Here is a 23,938-nt window from a genome sequence, read left to right as displayed (position 1 = left end):
AGGCGGGCGCGCATAGAGGAGCAAACATGAGTGTGATCGAAGTCAAGGTGCCGGATATCGGCGATTTCGACGCGGTGGAAGTGATCGAGGTGCTGGTCAAGGCCGGCGACACGGTCGAAGTGGAACAGTCCCTGATCGTGCTGGAGTCCGACAAGGCCAGCATGGACGTGCCGTCGTCGGCCGCCGGCAAGGTCGTCGACGTCAAGGTCAAGGTGGGCGACAAGGTCGGCCAGGGCGCGGTGATCTGCACCATCGAGGCCCAGCAGGCCGCGGCCGCCCCGGCGCCCGCGCAAGCCCCGGCACCGGCGCAGGCCCCCGCACCCGCGGCGGCCGCACCGGCACCCGCGCCCGCTGCTGCCAGCCACGGCGGCGGCGCCGATATCCAGTGCGAGATGCTGGTGCTGGGCGCCGGCCCCGGCGGCTACTCGGCCGCCTTCCGTGCCGCGGACCTGGGCATGAACACCGTGCTGGTGGAGCGCTACGGCACCCTCGGCGGCGTCTGCCTGAACGTGGGCTGCATCCCCTCCAAGGCACTGTTGCACAACGCCGCCGTGATCGACGAAGCCAAGGCGCTGGCCGCCCACGGCATCCTGTTCGGCGAAGCCAAGATCGACCTGGACGGCCTGCGCCACTACAAGAACCAGGTGGTCGGCAAGCTGACCGGCGGCCTGGCTGGCATGGCCAAGGCACGCAAGGTGCAGGTGGTGCGCGGCGTCGGCAACTTCCTCGACCCGCATCACCTCGAGGTGGAGCTGACCGAAGGCGAAGGCAAACAGACCACCGGCAAGAAGACCGTGATCCGCTTCGAGAAGGCCATCATCGCCGCCGGCAGCCAGGCGGTGAAGCTGCCGTTTATTCCCGAAGATCCGCGCATCGTCGATTCGACCGGCGCGCTGGAGCTGCCTGAAGTGCCCAACAAGATGCTGGTCATCGGCGGCGGCATCATCGGCCTGGAAATGGCCACGGTGTACAGCACGCTGGGTGCCGACATCGACGTCGTGGAAATGCTCGACGGCCTGATGAACGGCGCCGACCGCGACCTGGTCAAGGTCTGGGAAAAGAAGAACAAGGATCGCTTCGGCAAGGTCATGCTGAAGACCAAGACGGTCGGCGTGGAAGCGAAGCCGGACGGCATCTACGTCAGGTTCGAAGGCGAGGCCGCCCCGGCCGAGCCGCAGCGCTACGACCTGGTGCTGGTGTCGGTGGGCCGCTCGCCCAACGGCAAGCGCATCAGCGCCGAGAAGGCCGGCGTCGCCGTGACCGACCGCGGCTTTATCGACGTCGATAAGCAGATGCGCACCAACGTGCCGCATATCTTTGCGATCGGCGATGTCGTCGGCCAGCCGATGCTGGCACACAAGGCCGTGCACGAAGCCCACGTGGCCGCCGAAGCCGCGCATGGCGAGAAGGCCTACTTCGACGCCAAGCAGATCCCGTCGGTGGCCTTCACCGATCCGGAAGTGGCCTGGGCCGGCGTGACCGAGGACGAGTGCAAGGAGAAGGGGATCAAGTACAGCAAGGGCGTGTTCCCCTGGGCGGCTTCGGGCCGCGCCATCGCCAACGGCCGCGACGAGGGCTTCACCAAGCTGATCTTCGACGAGGAAACCCATCGCGTGATCGGCGGCGGCATCGTCGGCACGCATGCCGGCGACCTGATCAGCGAGGTCTGCCTGGCGATCGAGATGGGCGCCGATGCGGTGGATATCGGCAAGACCATCCACCCGCACCCGACGCTCGGTGAGTCGATCGGCATGGCGGCCGAGATCTATGAAGGCACGTGCACGGACGTGCCGCCGCCGCGCAAGCGCTGAGTGCCGGTTGCTGCAAACGGAAAAGCCCGCCTGAACTGGCGGGCTTTTTTATAGGCTATTATGCAATTAACCGCCATGATTTTGCCGGCGCCCGCGAGTTCTGGCTACCACGGGCGCCGGCGTCCCGGCCAGGGCGCCTGTTGCGACGGAAGCGGCACACGGCCTTCGAAGGCTATACTGAACTCAGCCGACATGCACCCCAAGGCGACCGATGGCGGGACTGCAAATTCGCACGCGGCCGATCGCTTGCCGCCTGATGCCTGCTGGCGCGGACCGGTGGCCACCCCCAGTGGCCATCGTTTAGCTGACAAGGAGGCACGACGTGTTCAGGCATCTTCTTGTTGCGGTAGACGGCTCCGCTCTGGCCGAAGCGGCCTTTCGCAAGGCACTGGCGTTTGCGCAGGAGACCCACGCCAGCCTTACGGCAGTGCGCGCCTGCGCGGATTTCCACATCACGGCTTACCACACCGAAATGCTCACCGACACCCGAGAGCAGTTCGAAGAGGCAGTCCTCGAGGACGCATCGAAATACCTCGACGGCATCGCGCGAGAGGCCGCCGCGGCAGGCGTGCCCTGTGATACCAGCAGCGTGATCGACGATCACCCCTACGATGCCATCATCAAGGCTGCAGAAGAAAAGGGCTGTGACCTGATTGTCATGGCATCGCATGGACACCGGGGCGTGAAGGGGCTGTTGATCGGCAGCGAAACCCTGAAGGTGCTGACCCACAGCAAGATTCCGGTGCTGGTATATCGCTGAACGTTCGTGATTCCCCGATGGTTCCCGGATATGGGCGCCATAAAGGAGCCGCCATGAGCAATCGCCGTTATGTCGTGACGATCGACCAACCCAGGGACGTTGCCGACGAGCAGATGGCAGAGTACATCAAGCATGCCATCGCCGGCTGGGGTGGCGGATTGCCTCCGCCCCCGGCGGACAGCCCGTTCTTCGACCTGGATGTGTTGTCGGTAACCGTGATCAGCAAGCAGCACAAGGACCATCCATGAAGGATGCGTCCCGTTCAGGGACCTACCCCGGCCGTTACTGGCATTTCGTGGACGACGGCCGCATGCAATGCGATCTGTGCCCGCGCCACTGCCGCCTGCATGGCGAGCAGCGCGGTGCTTGCTTCGTGCGCCAGCGGGTCGGCGATCGGATGGTGCTGACCGCCTATGGCCGCTCATCGGGCTTCTGTATCGACCCGATCGAGAAGAAGCCGCTCAACCACTTCTACCCGGGCAGCGCCGTCCTGTCGTTCGGCACGGCCGGCTGCAACCTGGCCTGCAAGTTCTGCCAGAACTGGGATATCAGCAAATCGCGCGAGATGGAGACCCTGGCCGATGCGGCCATGCCTGAAGCGATCGCCGCAGCGGCGGCGGCACATGGTTGCAAGAGCGTGGCCTTCACCTACAACGACCCGGTGATCTTCGCCGAATACGCCATGGACGTGGCCGATGCCTGCCACGAACTGGGCATCAGGGCGGTGGCGGTGACCGCCGGGTATATGGGCGCCGAGGCGCGGCGTGATTTCTACGCCAGGATGGATGCAGCAAATGTCGACCTGAAAGGCTTTACCGATGCGTTCTATGTTGCCTTCACGGGGGCGCACTTGGAGCCGGTACTGGAGACGCTCCAGTACCTGAAACACGAAACCGATGTCTGGCTCGAGATCACGACGCTGCTCATCCCCGGCAAGAACGACGGCGATGACGAGATTCGCGCCGAGGCCCGGTGGATTGCCAGGGAACTGGGCCCCGACGTCCCGCTGCACTTCACCGGATTCCATCCGGACTACAAGATGCGCGACGTGCCGCCGACACCATGTTCCACCCTTGCGCGCGCTCGCGAGCACGCGCTGGCGGAGGGATTGCATTACGTCTACACCGGCAATGTCCACGACACCGCCGGTGCCACCACCTATTGCCCCGCTTGCCGCGCGCAGCTGATTGTGCGCGACTGGCATGCGATCGAAAGCTATCGCCTGACTCCCACGGGAACTTGCCCGGACTGCTGTACGCGGATTGCAGGATGTTTTGGGAAATTTGAGCGTCAGTTTGGGCGGCGGCGGATCCCGGTGCGCATCGGAGAATAGGCCGGCATGCAGGTCAAGGCCCGAAACCGGCCAGCTCTCCTGCCGGACCAGGCATCCTGGCCACAGCCGCTGATCACTGGCGACCAATCTGGTGGAAGCGTGAAGAACAAAAAAAGCCCGACCTGTAGAGGTCGGGCTTAACGATACTTTGGACAAGGAGACCGCGGTACCGAGGAGACATCGGCAGACAAGGCAGCGCCGGTGCAACTCGGGCAGGGCACTACCTTCATCGTTGGCAAAACACACCGCAAACGCCAGGCGTCGATATGCTTTGCCAACGGACCGGCCGCAGCCGGTCCATCTTCAACTCAGACAGCTATCAGGCAGCCGTCGTCTTCTTCGCCGTGGCCGTACGGGCCGTGGCGCTGGCTTGCTGGGCAGCCTTGGTGGCGGCCGTGGCTGCAGCCTGGAAGTTGGTCTCAGCGATTTCGACCGCTTGCTTGGTCGCCTTCTGCACCGACTCGTAGGCGTTGTTGGCAGCGGAGATCGCCGACTTCACGATGGCCACGGTCGATTCCGAACCGGCCGGGGCGTTCTTGGCGAAGTTTTCGACCAGGGCTTGCACCTTCTTCGTGCCTTCGGCCAGTTGGGCTTCGGCTACCTTGGTGAACTCGCTCTGGGTTTCCGAAGCGATTTCATACAGGTGACGGGTGTAGGCCAGGGTCTTTTCTGCGACCGGCTGCACGGCTGCGGCCTGGATGGCCAGCAGTTCCTGTGCGTCCTTGGCCGACAGCGCCTTCTTGGCGTTGTCAACGCTTTCTGCGAACGTGGTCTTGACGACCTGCAGGTTCAGTTCGACGAGCTTCTCGACGCCTTCAAATGCCTTGGTGGTCAGGCCGAACAGCGTTTCGAGGTTGGCCTTTTGTGCTGCTGCAACTTGTTCCGGGGTGAGGATCATTGCTGGTCTCCAGTGGTGAACTTCAAGGTCAAGCAAATTAAGCCGCCTAGATGTCAGGACCGTGACGGTGTTGAACCCGCTTCGGCCAGCCCAGGCGTATGGGTAGGTTCAGGCGCATTTCTTGGTTTGGTGCGCCGCAACAATTCCCATTTTAGGGATGCCGGATGCAATGTCAAGTGGATTTTGTGCGATGCACAAAATATTGCTGCGAAGGTGCTCGGAAGTGGCTGCACCGTCATCCGGTAGCCCTCCGGGCGATGGTGGGGCAGGGGTGCTACCATCGCAAGTTGCCCGCGCCCCGCGGCTGGCCGCCGCCGGGAATCCAACAAGACGTGAACAGAATCGCCAGGCCACTCCATGCTCGCCTTCTACGCCGACCACTTTGTGCTGCCTTTGCCACCCGGGCACCGCTTCCCGATGTGCAAGTACAGCATGCTGCGCGACGCTGTCTCGGCGCAGGTGCCGGGCCTGCGCCTGGCGGAGGCCCCGCGCGCCGGCGACGATGCCCTGTTGCTGGCGCACACACCCGAATACGTGCAGGCGGCCTCGGCTGGCACGCTCGACGCGGCGCGCCAGCGCGAGATCGGCTTTCCGTGGTCCGAAGCCATGGTGGAGCGCTCGAGGCGTTCGGCCGGCGCCACCATCGAGGCCTGCCGGACGGCGCTGTGCGAGGGCATCGCCGTGAACCTGGCGGGCGGCACACACCACGCCTATGCCGACAAGGGCGGTGGCTTCTGCGTCTTCAACGACGCCGCCATCGCGGCCCGGGTGCTGCAGCGCGATGGCGGGGTGCGCCGCGTGGCCGTGATCGACCTGGACGTGCACCAGGGTAATGGCACCGCATCGATCCTGCAGGGCGATCCGTCCGTGTTCACGCTGTCGCTGCACGGCGAGAAGAACTATCCGTTCCGCAAGGAAGCCAGCGACCTGGACGTCGGCCTGCCGGACGGCTGCGACGACGATGTCTATGCGCAGGCGCTGCAGGCCGCGCTGGATACGCTGTTCAGCCGCTTCGAACCGGAGCTGCTCATCTACCTGGCTGGCGCCGACCCGCATGAGGGCGATCGCCTCGGACGGCTCAGGCTGACCACAGCGGGCCTGGCGCGGCGCGACCGCCTGGTGTTCGATGCCGCGCAGGCTCGCCAGTTGCCGGTGGCGGTGGCGATGGCGGGTGGCTACGGCAACCAGATCGAAGATACCGTCGCCGTCCACGCGCAGACCGTGCGCCTCGCCGCGCAGTATCACGCGCGTCGCGCGCAGCTTGCGGTGGCGTCATGAGCGATGTGATGGAGCCGGGCCGCGCTGCCGCGGCAAGCCCTGGCGCCACGCTATGGGTGGCGTCGATGCCGTGGCTGTTCGTGCTGATCTGGAGCACGGGATTTATCGTGGCCAAGTACGGCATGCCCTACGCGGAGCCGATGACCTTCCTGTTCCTGCGCTTTGCCGGCGTGCTGGTGCTGATGGTGCCGTTCGTGGTGCTGGCGCGCGTACCGCTGCCGCGCCTGCCGGGCACGGCGGCGACAGACTGGCGCGCGGTCGGTCATATCGCGGTGGCTGGCCTGCTGCTGCAGGCGGGCTACCTGGGCGGCGTATGGGCGGCGATCAAGCTTGGCATGCCGGCGGGCGTATCGGCGCTGATCGTCGGCATGCAGCCGATCCTGACTGCGGCGATCGCCACGCGTATGGGCGAGCGCATCGGCGCGCGCCAGTGGCTGGGGCTGCTGCTGGGCATCGCGGGCGTGGCGCTGGTGGTGGCCAACAAGCTGGGGGCTAGCGGGCTGACGCCGGCAAGCCTGGCGCTGGCGGGCGGCGCTTTGCTCAGCATCACCGTCGGCACGGTCTACCAGCGGCACTTCTGCCCGGTATTCGACCTGCGCATGGGCTCGGTGATCCAGTTCGCCGCGGCCGCGCTGGCGTGCGTGCCGTTCATGTTCCTGTTCGAGACGCGCGTGGTGCAGTGGAATGCCGCCATGCTGGGCGCGCTGGCGTGGTCGGTGGTGGCGCTGTCGATCGGCGCGATCTCGCTGCTGTTCCTGCTGATCCGGCAGGGCGCGGCGACCAAGGTGTCGAGCCTGATGTACCTGACGCCGCCCACCACCGCAGTGATGGCCTGGCTGCTCTTCGGCGAGCGCTTTCCGCCGCTGGCCGCCGCCGGCATGGTGCTGGCAGCCCTTGGTGTCGCGCTTGTCATCCGCCGCTAGCCGCCGCGCGTTCGTTTCGCTGGTGCGGCTGTTTCAGAGTAATCCCATTCCGTCCTGTTGCCCGTCCTGTCTCTTTCCCGCCCCATGAAACCGCAAGCCGAATCGCGCAGTGCCTATCCGTACTACCAGCCGATCACCACGCGTTGGATGGACAACGATGTCTATGGCCACGTCAACAACGTTGTCTACTACAGTTATTTTGACACCGTGGTGAATACCTACCTGATCCGGCAGGGCGTGCTCGATGTCGCATCGGGCGACACCATCGGGCTGGTGATCGAGACGCAGTGCAACTACTTCTCGTCGCTGAGCTTCCCCGAGACCGTGGTAGCGGGATTGCGCGTGGCCAGGCTTGGCACGTCGAGCGTGCGCTATGAAGTCGGGCTCTTCAGCGGCGACAACGAGATCGCCGCCGCGCAAGGGCATTTCGTCCACGTCTATGTCGATCGCGCCACGCGCCGGCCGGTACCGCTGCCGGGCGCGCTGCGCGAGGCGCTGCTGCCGTTGGTGGTGACGGGCGCGCAAGCGTAAGGGCGGGGCAACAGGAGATGAACAAGATGTCCCACGAGATGCAACTCGGTTCGCAGGACGCCGCGGACTGCGTGGATCGCGCGATCCTCACGCGGCGTTCAGTGCGGGCCTTTCTCGATACGCCCGTGCCGCGCCGCACCGTCGAAGAGATCCTGGCCGTGGCCAGCCGCGCGCCTTCGGGCACCAACACGCAGCCATGGCGCGTCTATGTGCTGTCCGGCGAGGCCAAGGCGAAGCTGTGCGCCGATGTGCTGGCCGCCTACGAGGACCCGGAGCGCGACAGCAAGTACCTGGAGGAGTATCCGTACTACCCGCGCGAGTGGTCCGATCCCTATCTGTCCAGGCGGCGCAAGGTGGGCTGGGACCTGTACGGCCTGCTGGAGATCAGCCGCGAGGACAAGGCGCGCATGCATGAACAGCACGCGCGCAATTTCCGCTTCTTTGACGCGCCGGTGGGGATGATCTTCACCATCGACCGCATCATGGAGCAGGGCAGCTGGCTGGATTACGGCATGTTCCTGCAAAGCATCATGGTCGCCGCCAGGGCGCGCGGGTTGGATACCTGCCCGCAGGCAGCGTTTGTGCAGTACCACAAGATCATTGCCAGTCACCTGCGGCTGCCACCCGAGGAAATGGTGGTGTGCGGCATGTCGCTGGGGTTTGCCGATCCGGAGGCAATTGCAAACCGGCTGACCACGGAACGTGAACCGGTTAGCGGGTTCGCGCGTTTTCTCTCATAGTGAAATCTGTTTCAACATGTAACGATGGATGCCGATATAGCTAGCGACTTTCCCGTTTTGGCTGCGTCGTTACCAAGGGGTAGTAAGGTGAATAGGACTGCGCTTGGGTCAAGCGCACCGTGGTTCGATAGCGAACGTGATGCATTGCATACTTTTTTCGCAATGTGGAAATGTTTGGCAATCGAACTTTAAGGAGCGTCTGTAAGTCTTTAATCTTGCTAACAATTTCTTTCTTTCCTACACTAGCGCCATCCCTGATGCGCTGAACGAATCATGTTCCGGTCTGATTCCATTTTTTCCAGATTCTTCGGCTCCACGCCCCTGTCCGCCGTTGCCGCCGCGGTCCTGGTGTCGGTGTCGATGGTTGCGGCGCCTGTGGCCGACGCGGCCACCACGTCCGCAAGCACCCAAAAAACGTCTAAAAAGCAAGCAAAATCGGCTAACGCCGAGAAAAAGAGTGCTTCGAAGACGGCTACCAAGAGCTCTCGCAGCAAGGTGGCCAAGAGCGAGGCAACGCCCTCGCGCAGGGTCATCGTATTGAAGAACGGCAAGCGCCACGTCGTGATGGCGCAACGCGCGGCACCGGTGCGTGCCGCGTTTACGCCCGCCAAGCCCTCGCTGGGCGAAGCCATGGGCCTGCGCGGCACGGACGATGCCCTGGCGCTGCGCTCCAGCGTGGCCCTGGTGATGGACCAGAACTCGAACGAAGTGCTGTTCCAGAAGAATGCCAGCGCCGTGCTGCCGATCGCCTCGATCACCAAGCTGATGACTGCGCTGGTGGTGATGGACTCGCGCTTGCCGATGGACGAAGTGCTGACCATCTCCGAGGATGACCGCGACACCGAGAAGCACAGCAGCTCGCGCCTGCGCTTCGGTACGCAGCTGACGCGCCAGGAACTGTTGCTGCTGGCGCTGATGTCGTCCGAGAACCGCGCCGCCTCGGCGCTGGGCCGCAGCTATCCGGGCGGCCTGCCGGCCTTCGTGCAGGCGATGAACCGCAAGGCCCAGGAGCTGGGCATGAACGACAGCCACTTTGTCGATTCCAGCGGCCTGTCGAGCAGCAATGTGTCCAGCGCGAATGACCTGGTGCGCATGGTCAATGCCGCGTACCGCAACCCGACCATCCGCGAGTTCTCGACGCAGACCGAGCATGAGGTCAACGTGCTGGGCCGCACCCAGCACTATGTCAGCACCAATCGCCTGGTGCGCGGCGGCAACTGGGAGATCGGGCTGCAGAAGACTGGCTTTATTTCCGAGGCAGGCCAGTGCCTGGTGATGCAGGCCAAGGTTCAGGGCCGCAATGTGGTGATGGTGTTCCTGGACTCCGTCGGCAAGCTGTCGCGCTTTGCCGATGCCAACCGCGTCAAGGAGTGGCTGGAGCATTCGCCGTCGCTGTCGTCGCCGCAGCCTCCGCGTGGCTTCCCGTCGTCGCCGAACCTGACGCAGGGCCCGGGCAGCGCGCACGCGGTGCTGGCCTCGCAGCAATCGCGCGGCATCTGACGCAAAGCGCCTGACCGGAAAAAACGCGCCGTCCTGCGGCGCGTTTTTCATTGGTGCCGGCAGCAGCCGTCAGAGCAGCTTGCCCGGATTCATGATCCCGGCGGGATCGAACACGGCCTTGATCTCGCGCATCAGGCGCAATTCCAGCGGATCCTTGACGGCCAGGAAGGCATGGCGCTTGAGCTGGCCGATGCCATGCTCCGCGCTGATGCTGCCGCCATAGCGCATCACTTCGTCCAGCACCGCATCGGTCACGGCGTCGCCCTGGGTGGCCGCCCAGTCCTTGGGCGCTCCTGCCGGGCGCGACAGGTTGTAGTGCAGGTTGCCGTCGCCGAAGTGCCCGAAGACAAAGGGCCGGATGGCGGCATCGAGCGCACGCAGCCGCGTTTGCATCGAGGCCATGAAGGCCGGGATCTGTTCGATCGGCAGCGACACATCGTGCTTCAGGTGCGGGCCGTCGGCGCGTTGCGCTTCCGAGATTTCCTCGCGCAGCTTCCACAGCGCCTGCAGTTGTGCGAGCGAGGCAGATACGGCAGCATCGAGGCACAGTTCGCGCTCGAGCGCTTCACCGATGACGCGCTCGAGCAGCGCGTTCAGTGCCGCTTCGTCGGTGGTGTCGGCCAGTTCCACCAGCACATAGGCGGGGTAGCGCTGCGCGAACGGCTCCTGCACGCCCTCGGCATGGGTCAGCACCAGGTCCAGGCAATCGCCGGTAAAGAACTCGAACGCCTGCAGGCGCGCGCCGCATTGTTCGAACAGCAGTTCATAGAGGGCCAGCGACTGCGCGGGCGAAGCCACTGCCGCCAGCACCACGCAGCGGGTATCGGTGCGCGGGAACAGCCGCAGCGCCGCGGCGGTGATCACGCCGAGCGTGCCTTCGGAGCCGATCAGCAACTGCTTCAGGTCGTAGCCGGTATTGTCCTTGCGCAGCGTGCGCAGGCCGTGGAACACCTCGCCGTTGGGCAGCACCGCTTCCACGCCCAGCACCAGCTCGCGTGTCATGCCATAGCGCACGACGTTGACACCACCGGCATTGGTCGCCAGGTTGCCGCCGATCTGGCACGAGTCTTCGGCCGCCAGCGACAGCGGCAGCAAGCGGTTGGCGTCCTGCGCTGCGCGGCGCAGGTTGCCCAGGATGCAGCCGGCCTCGGCGACCAAGGTGTTGGCGACGGTGTCGAGCGAGCGCACTGCGTTCATGCGGTCCAGGCTCAGCACCACGTTTTGCGCCTGCGCGTCGGGCGTGGCGCCGCCGCACAAGCCGGTATTGCCGCCGCGCGGCACCACGGGCACCGCCGCCTGCTGGCACAGCGCCAGCGCGCGCGCGACCTCATCCACGGTGCGCGGCCGCAGCACGGCCTGGGCCTGGCCGCGGTAGATGCCGCGCCAGTCGGACAGCCACGGAGCGATGTCGTCAGGGTTGGTCAGGACGGTGTCGGCGCCGAGGGCTTCGGTGAGCCGCTGGGCGAAGGGTCCGTTTTGCATGATGGCGGTGTGGTCTCAGGAAAGGGAAGGGTGGCTGGCGGCGGGGGCTGCCGGCGAGGCATCGGCGCGCGCGCGCAACGAAAGGCCCAAGCGGCGCGCGGCGCATTGCAGGTGCGCCACGGCTGCTGCGCGGGCCGCGGTGGCGTCGCCGCGGCGGATGGCATCGACGATCGCTTCATGCTCGGCATGCACGGCCTCGGCCAGTCCTGGCTGGCGCAGCGTATTGGCGCGTGCGGTAGCCACGGCCTGGTGCAGCTGCAGGTTCAGGTATTGCAGCAGCTGGCGGTAGTACGGATTGTGCGTGGCGGCGGCAATGCCGATATGAAAGGCCGCGTCGATATCCGCAGCCGGCTGCGGATCGTAAAGATGGGCATGCAGGCGCTGCAGCAGCGCGCTCAGCGCGGCCACGTCCTCATCGGTGCGCCGCACGGCGGCCAGCGCCGCGGCGGCGCCTTCGAGGTCGATGCGCAGGTCGTACAGGTCGGCCAGCCCGCTGGCGTCGATATCGGGTTCGCGCGGCAACTGGAAGCCGGATGCGCCGGTGCGTGAGCGCACCGTGCAGCCAACCCCCTGGCGGGACTCGACGAAACCCTGCGAGCGCAGGTGTTCCGTGACTTCGCGGATCACCGCGGCGCTGACGCCGTACTGCTCGGCCAGTTGCCTGCCGGTCGGCAGCCGGCTGCCGACGGGGTAGGCGCCGCTTTCGATATCGGCGCGCAGCTGGCGGATGACCTGTTCGGTGAGGGTGACGGCGCGGGTTCGCATAGCGGCCGATTATAAGGTTTGCTGGTTATCTGAAAACCAAGGGTAAACCATTGTGTTAGGCCGGCCGGTGCTCCAAAGCAAAACGCGTGGACCGCCGTGATGGCAGACCGCGCGTTGGCGGGGAAGGTGCAGCCGGTATCAGGCCGCGGCTTCGGTCACGTAGCCCATGCCGCGCGAGATCAGCAGCGCCGTGTCCTTCAGGTTCTGCAGCCAGCTGTCCTGCAGCCGGTCTGCCGGCGCCGACAGCGACAGCCCGGCCACCAGCCGGCGCGAGTCGTCATAGATGCCGGCGGCGATGCAGCGCACGCCAAGCTCCAGCTCTTCGTTGTCGCGCGCATAGCCGTTGGAGCGCACCCAGTTGAGTTCGCGCTCCAGCTTGGTCAGGTCGGTGATCGAGGTGCGGGTGTGCCCGGCCAGCCCGGTGCGGGTGGCGTAGTTGCGCACGCGCGCCGACTCATCGGCCGCCAGGAACAGCTTGCCGACCGAGGTCAGGTGCAGCGGGGCGCGGCCGCCGATGGCGCGCACCACCTGCATGCCCGAGCGTTCGCTGTAGGCGCGCTCGATATAGACGATCTCGTCGCCCTGGCGCACCGACAGGTTCACGGTCTGGCCGGTGACGCGGTGCAGCGCGCGCATCGGCGCCAGCGCCGCGTCGCGCACCGACAGGCGCGCCTTGACCAGGTTGCCCAGCTCCAGCAGACGCATGCCGAGACGATAGCTGCCGGGGTCGGAACGGTCGACAAAGCGGCAGGCCACCATGTCGTTAAGGATGCGGTGAGCGGTGGAGGGATGCAGCCCCGTGGCCAGCGACAGCTCTTTCAGGCTGACCGGGTCGGCGTGCTGCGCGAGGGCGTCCAGCAGAGTCATCATGCGCTCGATGACCTGGATGGACGTCTTGCCGGGTGACTTGTCTGCGTCGGACATAGTTGGGAAAAGGAGAAATGTTGCCTTGCGGCATTTTTAAGCGTCTGCCTGATTCTATCTCGCATCGTGAAAATTTCAATAGGTGAAATGACATTACGGTAAGAAACGGCCCGTGATGTCGCGTCGGAAAGTGCTGTGCATTGCACCGGATTCACGGCGCCGGTGAACGGTTTGTGCGCCACGCTCGACGCCAAGCGCGCATAATTGCGGGGTTTCGGGGTCTGGAGAAGTCAACAATGCGAGTCGGTCTGTTCGCCACCTGCCTGGTGGACCTGATGCGTCCGGAGATCGGGTTTTCCGTGCTCAAGCTGCTGGAATCCGCCGGCTACGAGGTCATGGTGCCCGAGGCCCAGACCTGCTGCGGCCAGCCGGCCTACAACTCGGGCGAGCGCGCGGTGTCGCGCGACCTGGCGGAAAAATTCCTGCGCGAGTTCGAGATGTTCGACTACATCGTGGTGCCGTCGGGCAGTTGCGGCGGCATGATTCGCCACCATTACGCCGACTTGCTGCGCGACGACCCGGAGCTGAACGGCCGCTATGAGCGCCTGCGCGAGCGCGTGTTCGAACTGACGGAGTTCCTGGTCAATGTGGCCAGGGTCGATACGCTGCCGTCGACATTCTCCGGCCATGTCACTTACCACGATTCCTGTTCCGGCCTGCGCGAACTGGGTGTCAAGCAGCAGCCGCGCGAACTGCTCTCGCGCCTGCCGGGCGTGCAGTTGACCGAAATGAAGGACTGCGAGGCCTGCTGCGGTTTCGGCGGGACCTTCTCGATCAAGTACGGCGATATCTCCACGGCCATCGTCGACGAGAAGTGCGCCAACATCAAGGCCAGCGGCGCCGATGCCGTGGTGCTGGGCGACCTGGGCTGCATCCTCAATATCGAAGGCCGCCTGCGCCGCACCGGCGACAGCAGCACGCGCGTGCTGCATATCGCGCAGGTGCTGGCCGGCGACGCCTGACATCCGGAGGACGCAACGATGCAAGTCCGCAGCATGGAATTCAAGGCGCGCGCCGGCCAGAAGCTGGCCGACCAGCGCCTGCAGCAGAACCTGAAGAAGCTTTCGACCAAGTTCGTCACGGCGCGCGCCGACGCGATCCGCGATATCGATTTCGACGCCACGCGCGAGGCCCTGAAAGAGCGCCGCAACCGCGCACTGGAGAACCTCGACGTTTGGCTCGCCACCTTCGAAGAAAACGCGACCGAGCGCGGCGCCACGGTGCTGTTTGCCGAGACCACCGCCGACGCCGCGCGCCTGGTCGCAGAGATCGCGCAGAAGCACGGCGTGAAGAAGGTCATCAAGAGCAAGTCCATGGTGACCGAGGAAATGCGCCTGAACCAGGTGCTCGGCGAGATGGGTGTGCAGAGCATCGAGACCGACCTGGGCGAATACATCCTGCAGATCAACGACTCGGAGCCGCCGTCGCACATCATTGCGCCGGTGGTGCACAAGGACAAGGACGAAATCGCCGACCTGTTCGCCAGGGTCCACCACAAGCCGCGGCTGACCGAGATCCCGGAGATGACGCGCGAGGCGCGCGAAGTGCTCAGGCCGGAGTTCCTGAGCGCCGACATGGGCGTCACCGGCGGCAACTTCATCATTGCCGAAACCGGCTCGGTGGCGGTGGTCACCAACGAGGGCAACGAAGGCATGTGCACGGTCATGCCGCGCGTGCACGTGGCCGTGACCGGCATCGAAAAGGTGCTGCCGACGCTGGAAGACCTGGCCACGGTGATGCGCCTGCTGCCGCGCTCGGCTACCGGCCAGGCCATCTCGAATTACTTCTCGCTGCTGACCGGCCCGCGCGCCGAGGGCGAGCGCGACGGCCCCGAGCATATGTACTTCGTGCTGGTCGATGGCGGCCGCACCGGGCTGATCGGCGGCGACTTCCAGGAGATGTTGCGCTGCATCCGCTGCGGCGCGTGCATGAACCACTGCCCGGTCTACCAGAAGATCGGCGGTCACGCCTACGGCTGGGTCTACCCGGGCCCCATGGGCAGCGTGCTGACGCCCAGCTATGTCGGCCTGGCCAATGCCGTGGACCTGCCGCAGGCCGCGACCCTGTGCGGCGAGTGCAACCGCGTATGCCCGGCGTCGATCCCGCTGTCGGACCTGCTGCGCAAGCTGCGCGAGAAGCAGATGGAACGCGGTCTGCGCCCGTGGCAGGAGCGCTTCGCGCTGCAGGCGTGGGGCTACGTCGCCAAGCGCCCGGAGCTCTATGCCTTTGCCACCCGCATCGGCGCCTGGCTGCTGGGCCGCATGGGCGGCAGCAACAGGCTGATCGCCAGCCTGCCGATGGCTGGCAAGGGCTGGACCGAAACCCGCGACATGCCGGCCCCGTCGGGCCGCACGTTCCGCGAACTCTACAAGGAAAGGAGGGCGCGTTCATGAGCGCAGCCAACAGCGAGACACTGGCACGCATGCGTGCCGCACTGGACCAGCACCTGGCGGGATCGATGCCCGCCGCCGACCTGGTGCGTGCGTGGCGCGAGGCCGGCAGCGGGCTGGCGCTGCCGCCGGTCTACGGCCAGGCGATGGAAGAACTGCTGCGCCGGATGGAGATGTCCGCGGTGTTCGCGCAGGACAGCTGCTCGTTCTCGAGCACGGCGGTGACAGACCAGCTGGGGCGCTGGCTGGACAAGGCCGCCACGGCCTGACGCCACCGGCGCAGCGCGTCAGCGCTTCATCATCGCCGTCAGCGTATCGACGAATTCCAGCGACAGCCGCGACAGCGGTTCGGTCTGCATATGGAAAATCTGCACTGAGGCATTGACCTTGGTGCGCACCGGCACCGCGACAATATTGGGCCAGGCCGCGCCAAACACGGTCATGGCGTCAACCAGCGCGATGCCGGCGCCGGCCTGCGCCAACGCGCGCGCCACATGCGCCTGCTCCACCTGGACGCGCATATCGGGCTGGTCGCCCTCGTTGCCGAACATCTCATGCACCAGCAGGCCGAACGGGACTTCCGGCCCGTAGCCGATCAGGTCTTCGCCGATCAGGTCGGCCGGGCGCACCCACTTGCGCGCGGCCAGCGGGTGCCCTGCCGGCACCAATGCCAAGATCGGGTTCTTCACCAGCAGGCGAGCTTCCAGGTTGGGATGCACCAGCGGCATGTTCGACACCGCCAGGTCCACCTGTCCCGACAGTAGCGCACGCAGCATATTGCCCGGAATCTGTGTGCGCACCACTACCCGCACCGCCGGGTGCGCCGCGCGGAAGCCCGCGATCGCGCGCGGCAACACGGTCTGGCCCAGGTTGGGACTGCATGAGATGCGCAGGCTGCCGGTGCGGTTGGCGGCAAGGTCTTCGGCGATCTCGTTGACGCGCTCGATGCCTTCATAGACCGCATTCACTTCCCCCAGCAAGCGCCGCGCTTCCGGCGTGGGGTAAAGCCGTCCCTTGGTGCGGCGGAACAACTCCAGTCCAAGGCGTTGCTCGGTGTGCGACATCAGCCGGCTGATTGCCGGCTGCGACACATACAGCAGCTTGGACGCACCGCTGATCGAGCCGGTCAGCATGACGGCGCGGAACACCTCGATCTGGCGCAGGTTCATTTTCATAGTATTAACCTGATGTTAAGGCTGGCGGACATATAAGCATATGACAGTCAATGGCGCCAACCCTACACTGAACTCCATCGACACACGCTGAGCATTTGCAACGCAGACCCCGCACCAGATTGAATCGCGACGGCCCAATGCGGTGCAAGATGTGCAAGATGCACCGGCAGTGTGCAGGCATAAACCTGGAGGAAAGGACTGTATGAGCGACATCCATCTCACCTATCTCAACGGCAAGGACATCGCCCGTCTGGAGATGACCGACGCCGAGATCCTGGACGCGGTCGAACAGGCGCTGGTGGCGCAGGGCAACGGGCAGACCGTGATCGAGCCGCGCGTGCACCTGATTCCCGACCCCGCCTTCAACGGCCACTTCAATGTGCTGCGCGGCTACGTGGCGCCACTGGGGCTGGCCGGCGTCAAGATCGTGGGTGACTTCGTCGACAACTACAAGCTTGGCCTGCCATCGGAAATGGCCATGCTCAACCTGTTCGATCCGCGTACCGGCGTGCCGGTGGCGATGGTCGACGCCACCTTCATCACCGATGCGCGCACCGGTGCGCTCACCGCGCTCGGGGCCAAGCATCTGGCGCGCCGCAACAGCAAGGTGCTGGGCCATATCGGCGCGCGCGGCACCTCTTACTGGAACGTGCGCCTGCTCGACAGCCTGTTCGACTTCGACGAGATCCGTGTGCACTCGCGCCGCCCGGAAAGCCGCAATGCCTTTGCCGCGCGGCTGGAACGCGATCTCGGCAAGAAGATCGTGGTGACCGAAGACTGGGAATCTTGCGTGCGCGATGCCGACATCGTGGTCGAGGCTTCGCGCCTGGAGCGCCCGACGCCGATGCTCAAGACCGAATGGATCAAGCGCGGCGCCTTTGTCGTGCCCTACGGCACCATGAGCGCGGTCGAGTTGTCGCTGACCGACATCATGGCCAAGCTGGTGGTGGACGACTGGGGGCAGTGCAAGGGGGGCATGTTCGGCTCGCTGCGCGCGCATGTGGAAGCCGGCAAGCTGTCGGAACAGACTCTTTATGCCGAACTGGGCGAGATCGCCGCGGGGCGCAAGCCGGGCCGCCAGAGCGATGACGAGACCAATCTGTTCTGGCACCGCGGGCTGTCCCTGAGCGATATCGCGCTGGGCCACGCCATCCTGAAGAAGGCTGAAAGTCGCGGCCTGGGCCAGAGGCTGGTCTACGCATGATCGCCAGCGCCCGCATGTACTCGGTGAGCGCGCCGGCCGGGCAGGCATGGCGTGCGCTGCTGGCGCACGTGGCCGAGCGCGCCGGCGTGGACCTGCCGTATGTCGAGCACGCCGCACCCGCCCCGGTCAGCGCGCTGTGGGCGCGGCCGGATTGCGGCTGCGTGTTCATGTGCGGCTATCCCTATGCCAGCGCGCCGGTCTCGCCGCAACTGCTGGCGGCACCGGTGCCGGCGCTGCCGCGCTATGGCGGGCGCCCGGTTTACTTCACCGAGTTCATCGTGCGCGCCGATGCGCCTGAGCAGACACTGGCGCAGACCTTCGGCGGCAAGCTGGCATGCATGCTGCCTGAGTCCAACTCGGGCTACAACGCGCCGCGCCACCACCTGATGCGGCTGGCGCCGGCGGGAAAGCGCGCGCTGTACCGGGCCACCGAGGTGCCCACGCCGACCCCGCGCGAAGTCATCGCAGCGGTGATCGGCGGGCGTGCCGAGGTGGGTGTGGTCGACGGCTACGTACTGGACCTGCTGCGCCGCTTCGAGCCCACGCTCGTGGCGCAACTGAAGACGCTGGAGGTCACCAAAGCCACGCCGATCCCGCCGCTGGTGGCCGCGGCGCAGATCGATCCGCGACAGTGCGCGCGCGTGCGCGCAGCGCTGCTGGCGCTGCATGAAGACGCAGCGGGTACGGATCTGCTGGCCATGCTGGGGCTGGCACGCTTTGCTGCGGTGCAGCCGGCCGACTACGCCGTGTTGCCCGCCATGGCGCGCGAAGCCGACCAGGCGGGGTTTGCATTGACCGATGCCGGACCCGGCGCTGGCATGTCGCTGCCTGGAGCCCGCGCAATATAACCAGAATGCCGGCGCGGTGGGGGAGCCAAGCCTGATAACTGCCGAATAGGGGAACTGTGATGAAGTCCGCTGTGAAACCCGCTGTAGAAGCTGCTGTAAAGCCCGCCATGCAGGCAAGCCTGCGGCGCATGGCCATGCATTGCGTGCTTGCCTGCGTGGCGGCCTGCGCGCCGTGGCTTGCGGCCATTCCCGCGCTTGCCCAGCCGCCGGGCTATCCCGTCAAACCGGTGCGCATCGTGGTGCCGTTTGCTGCCGGCGGCCCGGCCGACGTGCTCGGCCGGGCGGTGGGAGAGGGCATTGCCAAGGCCATTGGCCAGAGCGTGCTGGTCGACAACAAGGCCGGCGCAGCGGGCACCATCGGCGTCGACATGGTGGCCAAGGCAGCGCCTGACGGCTATACGCTGGCGGTCGTGCCGGTGGGCAATATCGCGGTGAACCCCACGCTGATGCCGCACCTGCCGTACAAGCCGACAGACCTGGCGCCGGTGGCAATGCTGGCCACCGTCGAGAACGTGCTGGTGGTCAATGCGGCCACGCCGGCCCGGTCGCTGGCGGACCTGCGCAAGCTGGCCATGCAGAAGCCAGGCGAACTGAGCTTCGCGTCGCCCGGCGCGGGCAGCCAGGCCCACCTGGCCGGCGAATTGCTGCAGCTCGATGCCCATATCAAGCTGAACCACGTCCCGTACAAAGGCATCAGCCCGGCGATGACCGACGTGGTCGGCGGCCAGGTGACGATGATGTTCGCGCCGCTTTCCGTGGCGTTGCCGTATATCAAGGCCGGCAAGCTGCACGCGCTGGGGGTTGCCAGTGCCAGACGCTCGGCGATTCTGCCCGAGGTGCCGACCATCGCCGAACAGGGTTTCCCGAAATTCGAGGCGGTTTCCTGGTACGCGTTGATGGCGCCGGCCGGCACGCCCGCGGAAATCGTGCGCAAGCTCAGCCAGCATGTCGATGCCGTGCTGGCTGACCCCTCGCTCAAGGAGAGGCTGGCCACGCTGGGCATGGAGGCGGCGGGCGGCACGCCGCAGCAGCTTGCCGCCACCATCCAGAAGGAAAGCACGCGCTGGGCCGGCGTGATTCGCCAGCGGAACATCACCGTCGACTGAGTGTTGATCGCGCTTCGCCTGGCGCGCCTGGCGCTCGCGGTGCCGCAAAACAAAACGGGGAGCCCAAGGCTCCCCGCTTCTTGCACGCTACAGGTCTTCAACCAAGCAGCAGCGCGTCGTCGTCCAGTTGCTCGTGCCGTGTCTGCTCGAACATGCGCAGCAGGTCCGGCACATCCAGCCCCTTGCGCTTGTCTCCCGACACGTCCAGCACTACCTGGCCCTGGTGCAGCATCACCGTGCGCTGACCGTAGTCCAGCGCCTGGCGCATGCTGTGCGTCACCATCATCGTGGTCAGCTTGCTTTCCTCGACGATGCGCGCGGTCAGCTCCAGCACGAAGGCCGCGGTCTTCGGGTCCAGCGCGGCGGTGTGCTCGTCCAGCAGCAGGATGCGCGACGGCTGCAGCGAGGCCATCAGCAGGCTCACTGCCTGGCGCTGGCCGCCGGAGAGCAGGCCGATGCGGTCGGTCAGGCGGTTTTCCAGGCCCAGGTTGAGCAGGCGCAGCTTCTCGCGGAACAGTTCGCGCGAGGCGCGGTTCAGCGCCGGGCGAAAGCCGCGGCGGCTGCCGCGGGCCATCGCCAGCGCCATGTTTTCCTCGATGGTCAGCGCCTCGCAGGTGCCGGCCATCGGGTCCTGGAACACGCGGGCCACTAGGTGGGCGCGGTCCCATGCGGGCTGGCGCGTGACGTCGGTTTCAGCGATGGTGATGCGGCCGGAGTCGACCATCTGGTCGCCGCTGATCGCGTTCAGGAAGGTCGACTTGCCGGCGCCGTTGGAGCCGATCACGGCCACGAACTGGCCGCTGGGGATCTCCAGGCTGAGGCCGCGCAGCGCGCGGGTCTCGATCGGGGTGCCCGGGTTGAAGGTGAGCTTCAGGTCTTGTGCACGCAGCATCTCAGGCACCTCCGTTCTTGCGGGCGAACAGCTTCTTGCGGGTCGCCGGCAGCACCAGCGCGATCGTCACCAGCGCGGCGGTGACCAGGTTCAGGTCCTGCGCCTTGAGGCCGATGAAGTCGCTGTTCAGCGCCAGCGCGATAAAGAAGCGGTACAGGATGGCGCCCAGCACCACGGCCAGCGTGGTCCAGATCAGGCGGCGTGCCGGCAGGATGGTCTCGCCGATGATCACCGCGGCCAGGCCGATGACGATGGTGCCGATGCCCATGGAGATATCGGAACCACCCTGCGTCTGCGCGAACAGCGCGCCGGCCAGTGCCACCAGCGCGTTGGACAGCGCCATGCCGGCCAGCGTGGCGCGGCCGGTAGGGATGCCCTGGGCGCGGGCCATGCGCGGGTTGGCGCCGGTGGCGCGCATCGCCAGGCCCAGCTGCGAGCTGAAGAACCAGTCCAGGCCGACCTTGGCCACCACCACCACCACGAACAGCACCAGCGGGCGCAGCACGTAGTCGGGCAGCCACTCGGGCTGCAGGATGGTGAACAGCGTCGGTTCGGTGATCAGCGGCACATTGGGGCGGCCCATGATGCGCAGGTTGACCGAGTACAACGCGATCATCATCAGGATACTGGCGAGCAGATCCATGATCTTCAGGCGCACATTGAGCCAGCCGGTGATGAAGCCGGCCAGCGCGCCCGCCACGATCGCCGCGGCGGTGGCCACGAACGGGTCCTGGCCGGCGGCGATCAGCGTCGCGGCCACGGCGCCGCCGAGCGGAAAGCTGCCGTCAACGGTCAGGTCGGGGAAATTGAGGATGCGGAAGGAGATCAGCACCCCGAGCGCCACCAGGCTGAAGATCAGGCCGATCTCCAGGGCGCCCAGAAGGGAAAAGAGGGACATGGGGGAATCCTGTTGCAGGGGCCGGCGGCTGCCTTGGCGCCGCCTTCGGGGCGGGTGGGCCGGCGCGCCCGTGTGGGGCTGCCGGCCGCCTCGCCCTGTTCTGTCCCGCCGGGCCGGGTAGGCCAGGCGGAGCATCCGCCGTCTTGCGACGGCGGGTTTGCAGTGCTTACTTGATGACCGTCTTCGCTTCCTTGACCAGCTCCGGCGACAGCGTGACGCCTTGCTTGGCGGCGGCGCCGGTGTTGACGAACAGTTCCAGGTTGTCGCTGGTCTGCGAGGCGATCGCGCCCGGCTTCTCGCCCTTCAGGATGCGCACCACGACCTTGCCGGTCTGGTGGCCCAGGTCACCGTAGTTGATGCCCAGCGCGGCCACGGCGCCACGCTTGACGCTGTCGGTATCGGCTGCGATCAGCGGGATCTTCGACTCGTTAGCGACCTTGACCAGGGACTCATACGCCGACACCACGTTGTTGTCGGTGTTGGTGTAGATCACATCGACCTTGCCGACCAGGCTCTTGGCGGCCGGACCGATGTCCACGGTACGCGGCGCGGCGGCTTCCTTGAGCGTCAGGCCGTCCTTGGCCAGCAGCTCCTTCAGTTCCTTGACCACCACCACCGAGTTGGCTTCGCCCGGGTTGTAGACCATGCCCACGGTCTTGGCCTTGGGCACCACGCGCTTGATCAGGGCGACCTGCTTGTCCAGCGGCAGCTTGTCCGACACGCCGGTCACGTTGGTGCCCGTTGCCGACCAGCTCTTGACCAGCTGCGCGGCGACCGGATCGGTCACGCCCGAGTACACCACCGGCACGGTCTTGGTGGCGGCAACCACGGCCTGGGCCGACGGGGTGGCGATGGCAACGATGGCGTTCGGGTTGTCGCCGACGAACTTGCGGGCGATCTGCGCCGCGGTGCCGGTGTTGCCCTGGGCGCTCTGGTATTCCCACTTCAGGCTCTTGTCGGCGTCATAGCCGGCGGCCTTCAGTTCGGCGCGCACGCCATCGCGGATGGCGTCCAGCGCGGGATGGTCGACGATCGACAGCACCTTGACGGACTGGGCCTGCACGGCGCCGCCGTACAGCAGTGCGAGCGCCACGGCGCCGCCCAGGATGGACTTGGTTGCTGCGAGACCCTTGATGGACTTCATTATCTGTTCTCCCCCGAAGCTCGGTTCTGGATTGGATACGGCCGCGGATGATTCGGTCCGCCGTCCTGGCCCGCGCGCATGCTGGCGTACGGTGCCGGTCCGGGCGGGCGCGGCGGCTTCCTGCGGCGGGAGGGAGCGTGCGCGGGCGCGTCGGATGCGACAGCGATAAGCCTGCGAGGATACCATTTCCCGCGCACGAAATGGATAGTCATCATGCGGATGTGAGGCATCGCATGCTGCCAGACGCCTGCTATCCGCCATCGGGGCGCATTTTATTGCGCGGGATTCATGATTTGCTTGTGGATTACCCCGATTGCGGCGACCACATCTTCATGCAATTGCGCGTTCCAGGCGTCGAGGTTTTCCTTGAGCTGGGCCAGCGTGGTGGCGCCGACGATGGTGCTGGCGGCGAACCAGCGCGAGTAGCACCAGGCCAGCGCCAGGGTGGCAGGGGACAGGCCCGCACTCTTTGCCAGTTCGACATAGCGGGCCGAGGCCGCCATGGTCTCCGCGCGCATGTAGCGCGGGCTCCAGTCGGCGGGGAAGCGCGACAGGCGGCCCTTGGCCTCGGCGTTGAACACCGGGTTGGCCGCATCGCCCGCCAGGTATTTGCCGGTCAGCTGCCCGAACGCGAGCGGGCTGTACACCAGCAGGCTGACATCGGTGCGGAAGCACGCCTCGTCCAACCCCTGCTCGAAGCTGCGGTTGACCAGGTTGTACGGGTTCTGGACGGTGGCGATGCGCGGCAGCCCGTGCTGCTCGGCCAGGCGCACGAATTCGGCCAGGCCCCACGGGGTCTCGTTCGATACGCCCACGCAGCGGATCTTGCCGGCGCGCACCAGCTCGCCCATGACTTCCAGCTGGGCCCGGATCGAAGTGCACTCGCGCTCCTTGGCCGGATCGAAGCTGAGTTGCCCGAAGATCGGCGCACTTCGCGCCGGCCAGTGGATCTGGTACAGGTCGATATAGTCGGTCTGCAGCCGGCGCAGCGATTCGTCCACCGCGGCGCGGATGCCTGCCGGCGTCAGGTCGTCGCCGTTGCGGATCCACGGCATGCGGCCCGGGCCCGCCACCTTGGTGGCCAGCACCACGCGGTCGCGCGGCTGGCGCCTGAGCCAGGTGCCGACGATGCGCTCGGTCTGGCCGTAGGTGCCGGCGCTTGGCTTGACCGGGTACATCTCGGCCGTGTCGATGAAATTGACCCCGCGCGAGAAGGCGTAGTCCAGCTGGCTGTGGCCTTCGGCTTCGGTGTTCTGCTCGCCGAAGGTCATGGTGCCGAGGCAGATGCGCGAAACCTGCAGGTCGCTGCGGCCGAGTCGGATGGTTTCCATGGCGG

General features: G+C 66.1%; 24 protein-coding genes. 15 read left to right on the top strand and 9 right to left on the bottom strand.

All coding sequences use genetic code 11. The features are described 5' to 3' along the window. Positions 1 to 26 precede the first annotated feature (26 nt). From lpdA to amrS, 4 genes are all read left to right on the top strand, one after another. A complete protein-coding gene (gene lpdA, locus DN412_RS06940) occupies positions 27 to 1,811 on the top strand; it encodes a dihydrolipoyl dehydrogenase (RefSeq protein ID WP_115013832.1) in 1,785 nt (594 codons plus the stop codon). Positions 1,812 to 2,133: 322 nt separating this feature from the next. Further along, entirely contained in the window at positions 2,134 to 2,571 is a 438-nt protein-coding gene (locus tag DN412_RS06935; RefSeq protein ID WP_115013831.1) for a universal stress protein, read from the top strand. A 53-nt stretch (positions 2,572 to 2,624) separates the two neighbouring features. Then, positions 2,625 to 2,819: a hypothetical protein gene (locus DN412_RS06930; protein WP_078195973.1), complete on the top strand. Its 195-nt coding sequence runs from the start codon at positions 2,625 to 2,627 to the stop codon at positions 2,817 to 2,819. Beyond that, the gene (amrS, locus tag DN412_RS06925) at positions 2,816 to 3,904 is read left to right on the top strand and encodes an AmmeMemoRadiSam system radical SAM enzyme (RefSeq protein ID WP_115013830.1); all 1,089 of its coding nucleotides are present in this window, start codon (positions 2,816 to 2,818) and stop codon (positions 3,902 to 3,904) included. Before DN412_RS06930 ends, amrS begins: the two co-directional genes overlap by 4 nt. 319 nt (positions 3,905 to 4,223) lie before the next feature. On the opposite strand, the gene phaP1 is transcribed toward amrS, so the two are convergent. Continuing rightward, positions 4,224 to 4,802, bottom strand: coding sequence for a TIGR01841 family phasin PhaP1 (phaP1, locus tag DN412_RS06920; RefSeq protein ID WP_115013829.1), 579 nt, complete (start codon positions 4,800 to 4,802; stop codon positions 4,224 to 4,226). Positions 4,803 to 5,159: 357 nt separating this feature from the next. On the opposite strand from phaP1, the gene DN412_RS06915 reads away from it, so the two are divergent. From DN412_RS06915 to pbpG, 5 genes are all read left to right on the top strand, one after another. Next, positions 5,160 to 6,080 carry a histone deacetylase family protein gene (locus DN412_RS06915; RefSeq protein ID WP_115013828.1) on the top strand — a complete coding sequence of 307 codons (921 nt, stop codon included), beginning with the start codon at positions 5,160 to 5,162 and terminating at the stop codon, positions 6,078 to 6,080. Then, positions 6,077 to 7,003 carry a DMT family transporter gene (locus DN412_RS06910; RefSeq protein ID WP_115013827.1) on the top strand — a complete coding sequence of 309 codons (927 nt, stop codon included), beginning with the start codon at positions 6,077 to 6,079 and terminating at the stop codon, positions 7,001 to 7,003. Before DN412_RS06915 ends, DN412_RS06910 begins: the two co-directional genes overlap by 4 nt. An 84-nt stretch (positions 7,004 to 7,087) precedes the next feature. Next, a complete protein-coding gene (locus DN412_RS06905) occupies positions 7,088 to 7,534 on the top strand; it encodes an acyl-CoA thioesterase (RefSeq protein ID WP_115013826.1) in 447 nt (148 codons plus the stop codon). Positions 7,535 to 7,551: 17 nt separating this feature from the next. After that, positions 7,552 to 8,274, top strand: coding sequence for a nitroreductase (locus DN412_RS06900; RefSeq protein WP_115013825.1), 723 nt, complete (start codon positions 7,552 to 7,554; stop codon positions 8,272 to 8,274). Positions 8,275 to 8,547: 273 nt separating this feature from the next. After that, positions 8,548 to 9,774, top strand: coding sequence for a D-alanyl-D-alanine endopeptidase (gene pbpG, locus DN412_RS06895; RefSeq protein ID WP_133303030.1), 1,227 nt, complete (start codon positions 8,548 to 8,550; stop codon positions 9,772 to 9,774). A 69-nt stretch (positions 9,775 to 9,843) separates the two neighbouring features. Here pbpG and DN412_RS06890 read toward each other — a convergent pair whose 3' ends face one another. The 3 genes from DN412_RS06890 to DN412_RS06880 all read right to left on the bottom strand — a co-directional run bounded on the left by DN412_RS06890 (position 9,844) and on the right by DN412_RS06880 (position 12,945). After that, a complete protein-coding gene (locus DN412_RS06890; RefSeq protein ID WP_115013824.1) occupies positions 9,844 to 11,256 on the bottom strand; it encodes an FAD-binding oxidoreductase in 1,413 nt (470 codons plus the stop codon). A gap of 15 nt (positions 11,257 to 11,271) precedes the next feature. Beyond that, entirely contained in the window at positions 11,272 to 12,021 is a 750-nt protein-coding gene (locus DN412_RS06885; protein WP_115013823.1) for a FadR/GntR family transcriptional regulator, read from the bottom strand. Between the two features lie 138 nt (positions 12,022 to 12,159). Next, positions 12,160 to 12,945, bottom strand: coding sequence for an IclR family transcriptional regulator (locus DN412_RS06880; protein WP_115013822.1), 786 nt, complete (start codon positions 12,943 to 12,945; stop codon positions 12,160 to 12,162). 236 nt (positions 12,946 to 13,181) lie between these two features. On the opposite strand from DN412_RS06880, the gene DN412_RS06875 reads away from it, so the two are divergent. Genes DN412_RS06875 through DN412_RS06865 form a run of 3 tightly spaced genes read left to right on the top strand, consistent with a single transcriptional unit; the run spans position 13,182 to position 15,604 of the window. Continuing rightward, positions 13,182 to 13,907 carry a (Fe-S)-binding protein gene (locus tag DN412_RS06875; RefSeq protein ID WP_115013821.1) on the top strand — a complete coding sequence of 242 codons (726 nt, stop codon included), beginning with the start codon at positions 13,182 to 13,184 and terminating at the stop codon, positions 13,905 to 13,907. A gap of 18 nt (positions 13,908 to 13,925) precedes the next feature. Continuing rightward, positions 13,926 to 15,338 (top strand): LutB/LldF family L-lactate oxidation iron-sulfur protein, encoded by a 1,413-nt coding sequence (locus DN412_RS06870; RefSeq protein WP_115013820.1) that lies wholly within the window; start codon positions 13,926 to 13,928, stop codon positions 15,336 to 15,338. Continuing rightward, entirely contained in the window at positions 15,335 to 15,604 is a 270-nt protein-coding gene (locus DN412_RS06865) for a hypothetical protein (protein ID WP_115013819.1), read from the top strand. The genes DN412_RS06870 and DN412_RS06865 overlap by 4 nt, the downstream gene beginning before the upstream one ends. 18 nt (positions 15,605 to 15,622) lie before the next feature. Here the strand turns inward: DN412_RS06865 and DN412_RS06860 are convergent, their stop codons facing one another. Beyond that, positions 15,623 to 16,510 (bottom strand): LysR family transcriptional regulator, encoded by an 888-nt coding sequence (locus DN412_RS06860; protein ID WP_115013818.1) that lies wholly within the window; start codon positions 16,508 to 16,510, stop codon positions 15,623 to 15,625. Positions 16,511 to 16,712: 202 nt separating this feature from the next. On the opposite strand from DN412_RS06860, the gene DN412_RS06855 reads away from it, so the two are divergent. From DN412_RS06855 to DN412_RS06845, 3 genes are all read left to right on the top strand, one after another. Then, positions 16,713 to 17,714, top strand: a complete 1,002-nt coding sequence (locus tag DN412_RS06855; protein ID WP_115013817.1) for an ornithine cyclodeaminase family protein — start codon at positions 16,713 to 16,715, stop codon at positions 17,712 to 17,714. Beyond that, positions 17,711 to 18,562: a phosphate/phosphite/phosphonate ABC transporter substrate-binding protein gene (locus DN412_RS06850; RefSeq protein ID WP_115013816.1), complete on the top strand. Its 852-nt coding sequence runs from the start codon at positions 17,711 to 17,713 to the stop codon at positions 18,560 to 18,562. Before DN412_RS06855 ends, DN412_RS06850 begins: the two co-directional genes overlap by 4 nt. Positions 18,563 to 18,690: 128 nt before the next feature. Beyond that, a complete protein-coding gene (locus tag DN412_RS06845) occupies positions 18,691 to 19,668 on the top strand; it encodes a Bug family tripartite tricarboxylate transporter substrate binding protein (protein WP_425267403.1) in 978 nt (325 codons plus the stop codon). Positions 19,669 to 19,765: 97 nt separating this feature from the next. Here the strand turns inward: DN412_RS06845 and DN412_RS06840 are convergent, their stop codons facing one another. The 4 genes from DN412_RS06840 to DN412_RS06825 form a co-directional block, all read right to left on the bottom strand. Beyond that, the gene (locus DN412_RS06840; protein ID WP_078195989.1) at positions 19,766 to 20,560 is read right to left on the bottom strand and encodes an ABC transporter ATP-binding protein; all 795 of its coding nucleotides are present in this window, start codon (positions 20,558 to 20,560) and stop codon (positions 19,766 to 19,768) included. Between the two features lies 1 nt (position 20,561). Beyond that, positions 20,562 to 21,458, bottom strand: a complete 897-nt coding sequence (locus DN412_RS06835) for an ABC transporter permease (protein WP_078195990.1) — start codon at positions 21,456 to 21,458, stop codon at positions 20,562 to 20,564. Positions 21,459 to 21,624: 166 nt separating this feature from the next. Next, entirely contained in the window at positions 21,625 to 22,602 is a 978-nt protein-coding gene (locus DN412_RS06830) for an ABC transporter substrate-binding protein (protein ID WP_115013814.1), read from the bottom strand. A 272-nt stretch (positions 22,603 to 22,874) separates the two neighbouring features. Then, the gene (locus DN412_RS06825) at positions 22,875 to 23,933 is read right to left on the bottom strand and encodes an aldo/keto reductase (RefSeq protein WP_115013877.1); all 1,059 of its coding nucleotides are present in this window, start codon (positions 23,931 to 23,933) and stop codon (positions 22,875 to 22,877) included. Positions 23,934 to 23,938: the final 5 nt, after the last annotated feature.

The sequence above is a fragment of the Cupriavidus lacunae genome (assembly GCF_003353055.1).
In the GTDB taxonomy this organism is placed as follows: Bacteria; Pseudomonadota; Gammaproteobacteria; order Burkholderiales; family Burkholderiaceae; genus Cupriavidus; species Cupriavidus lacunae.
This window is presented reverse-complemented; position numbering and strand designations above follow the sequence as displayed.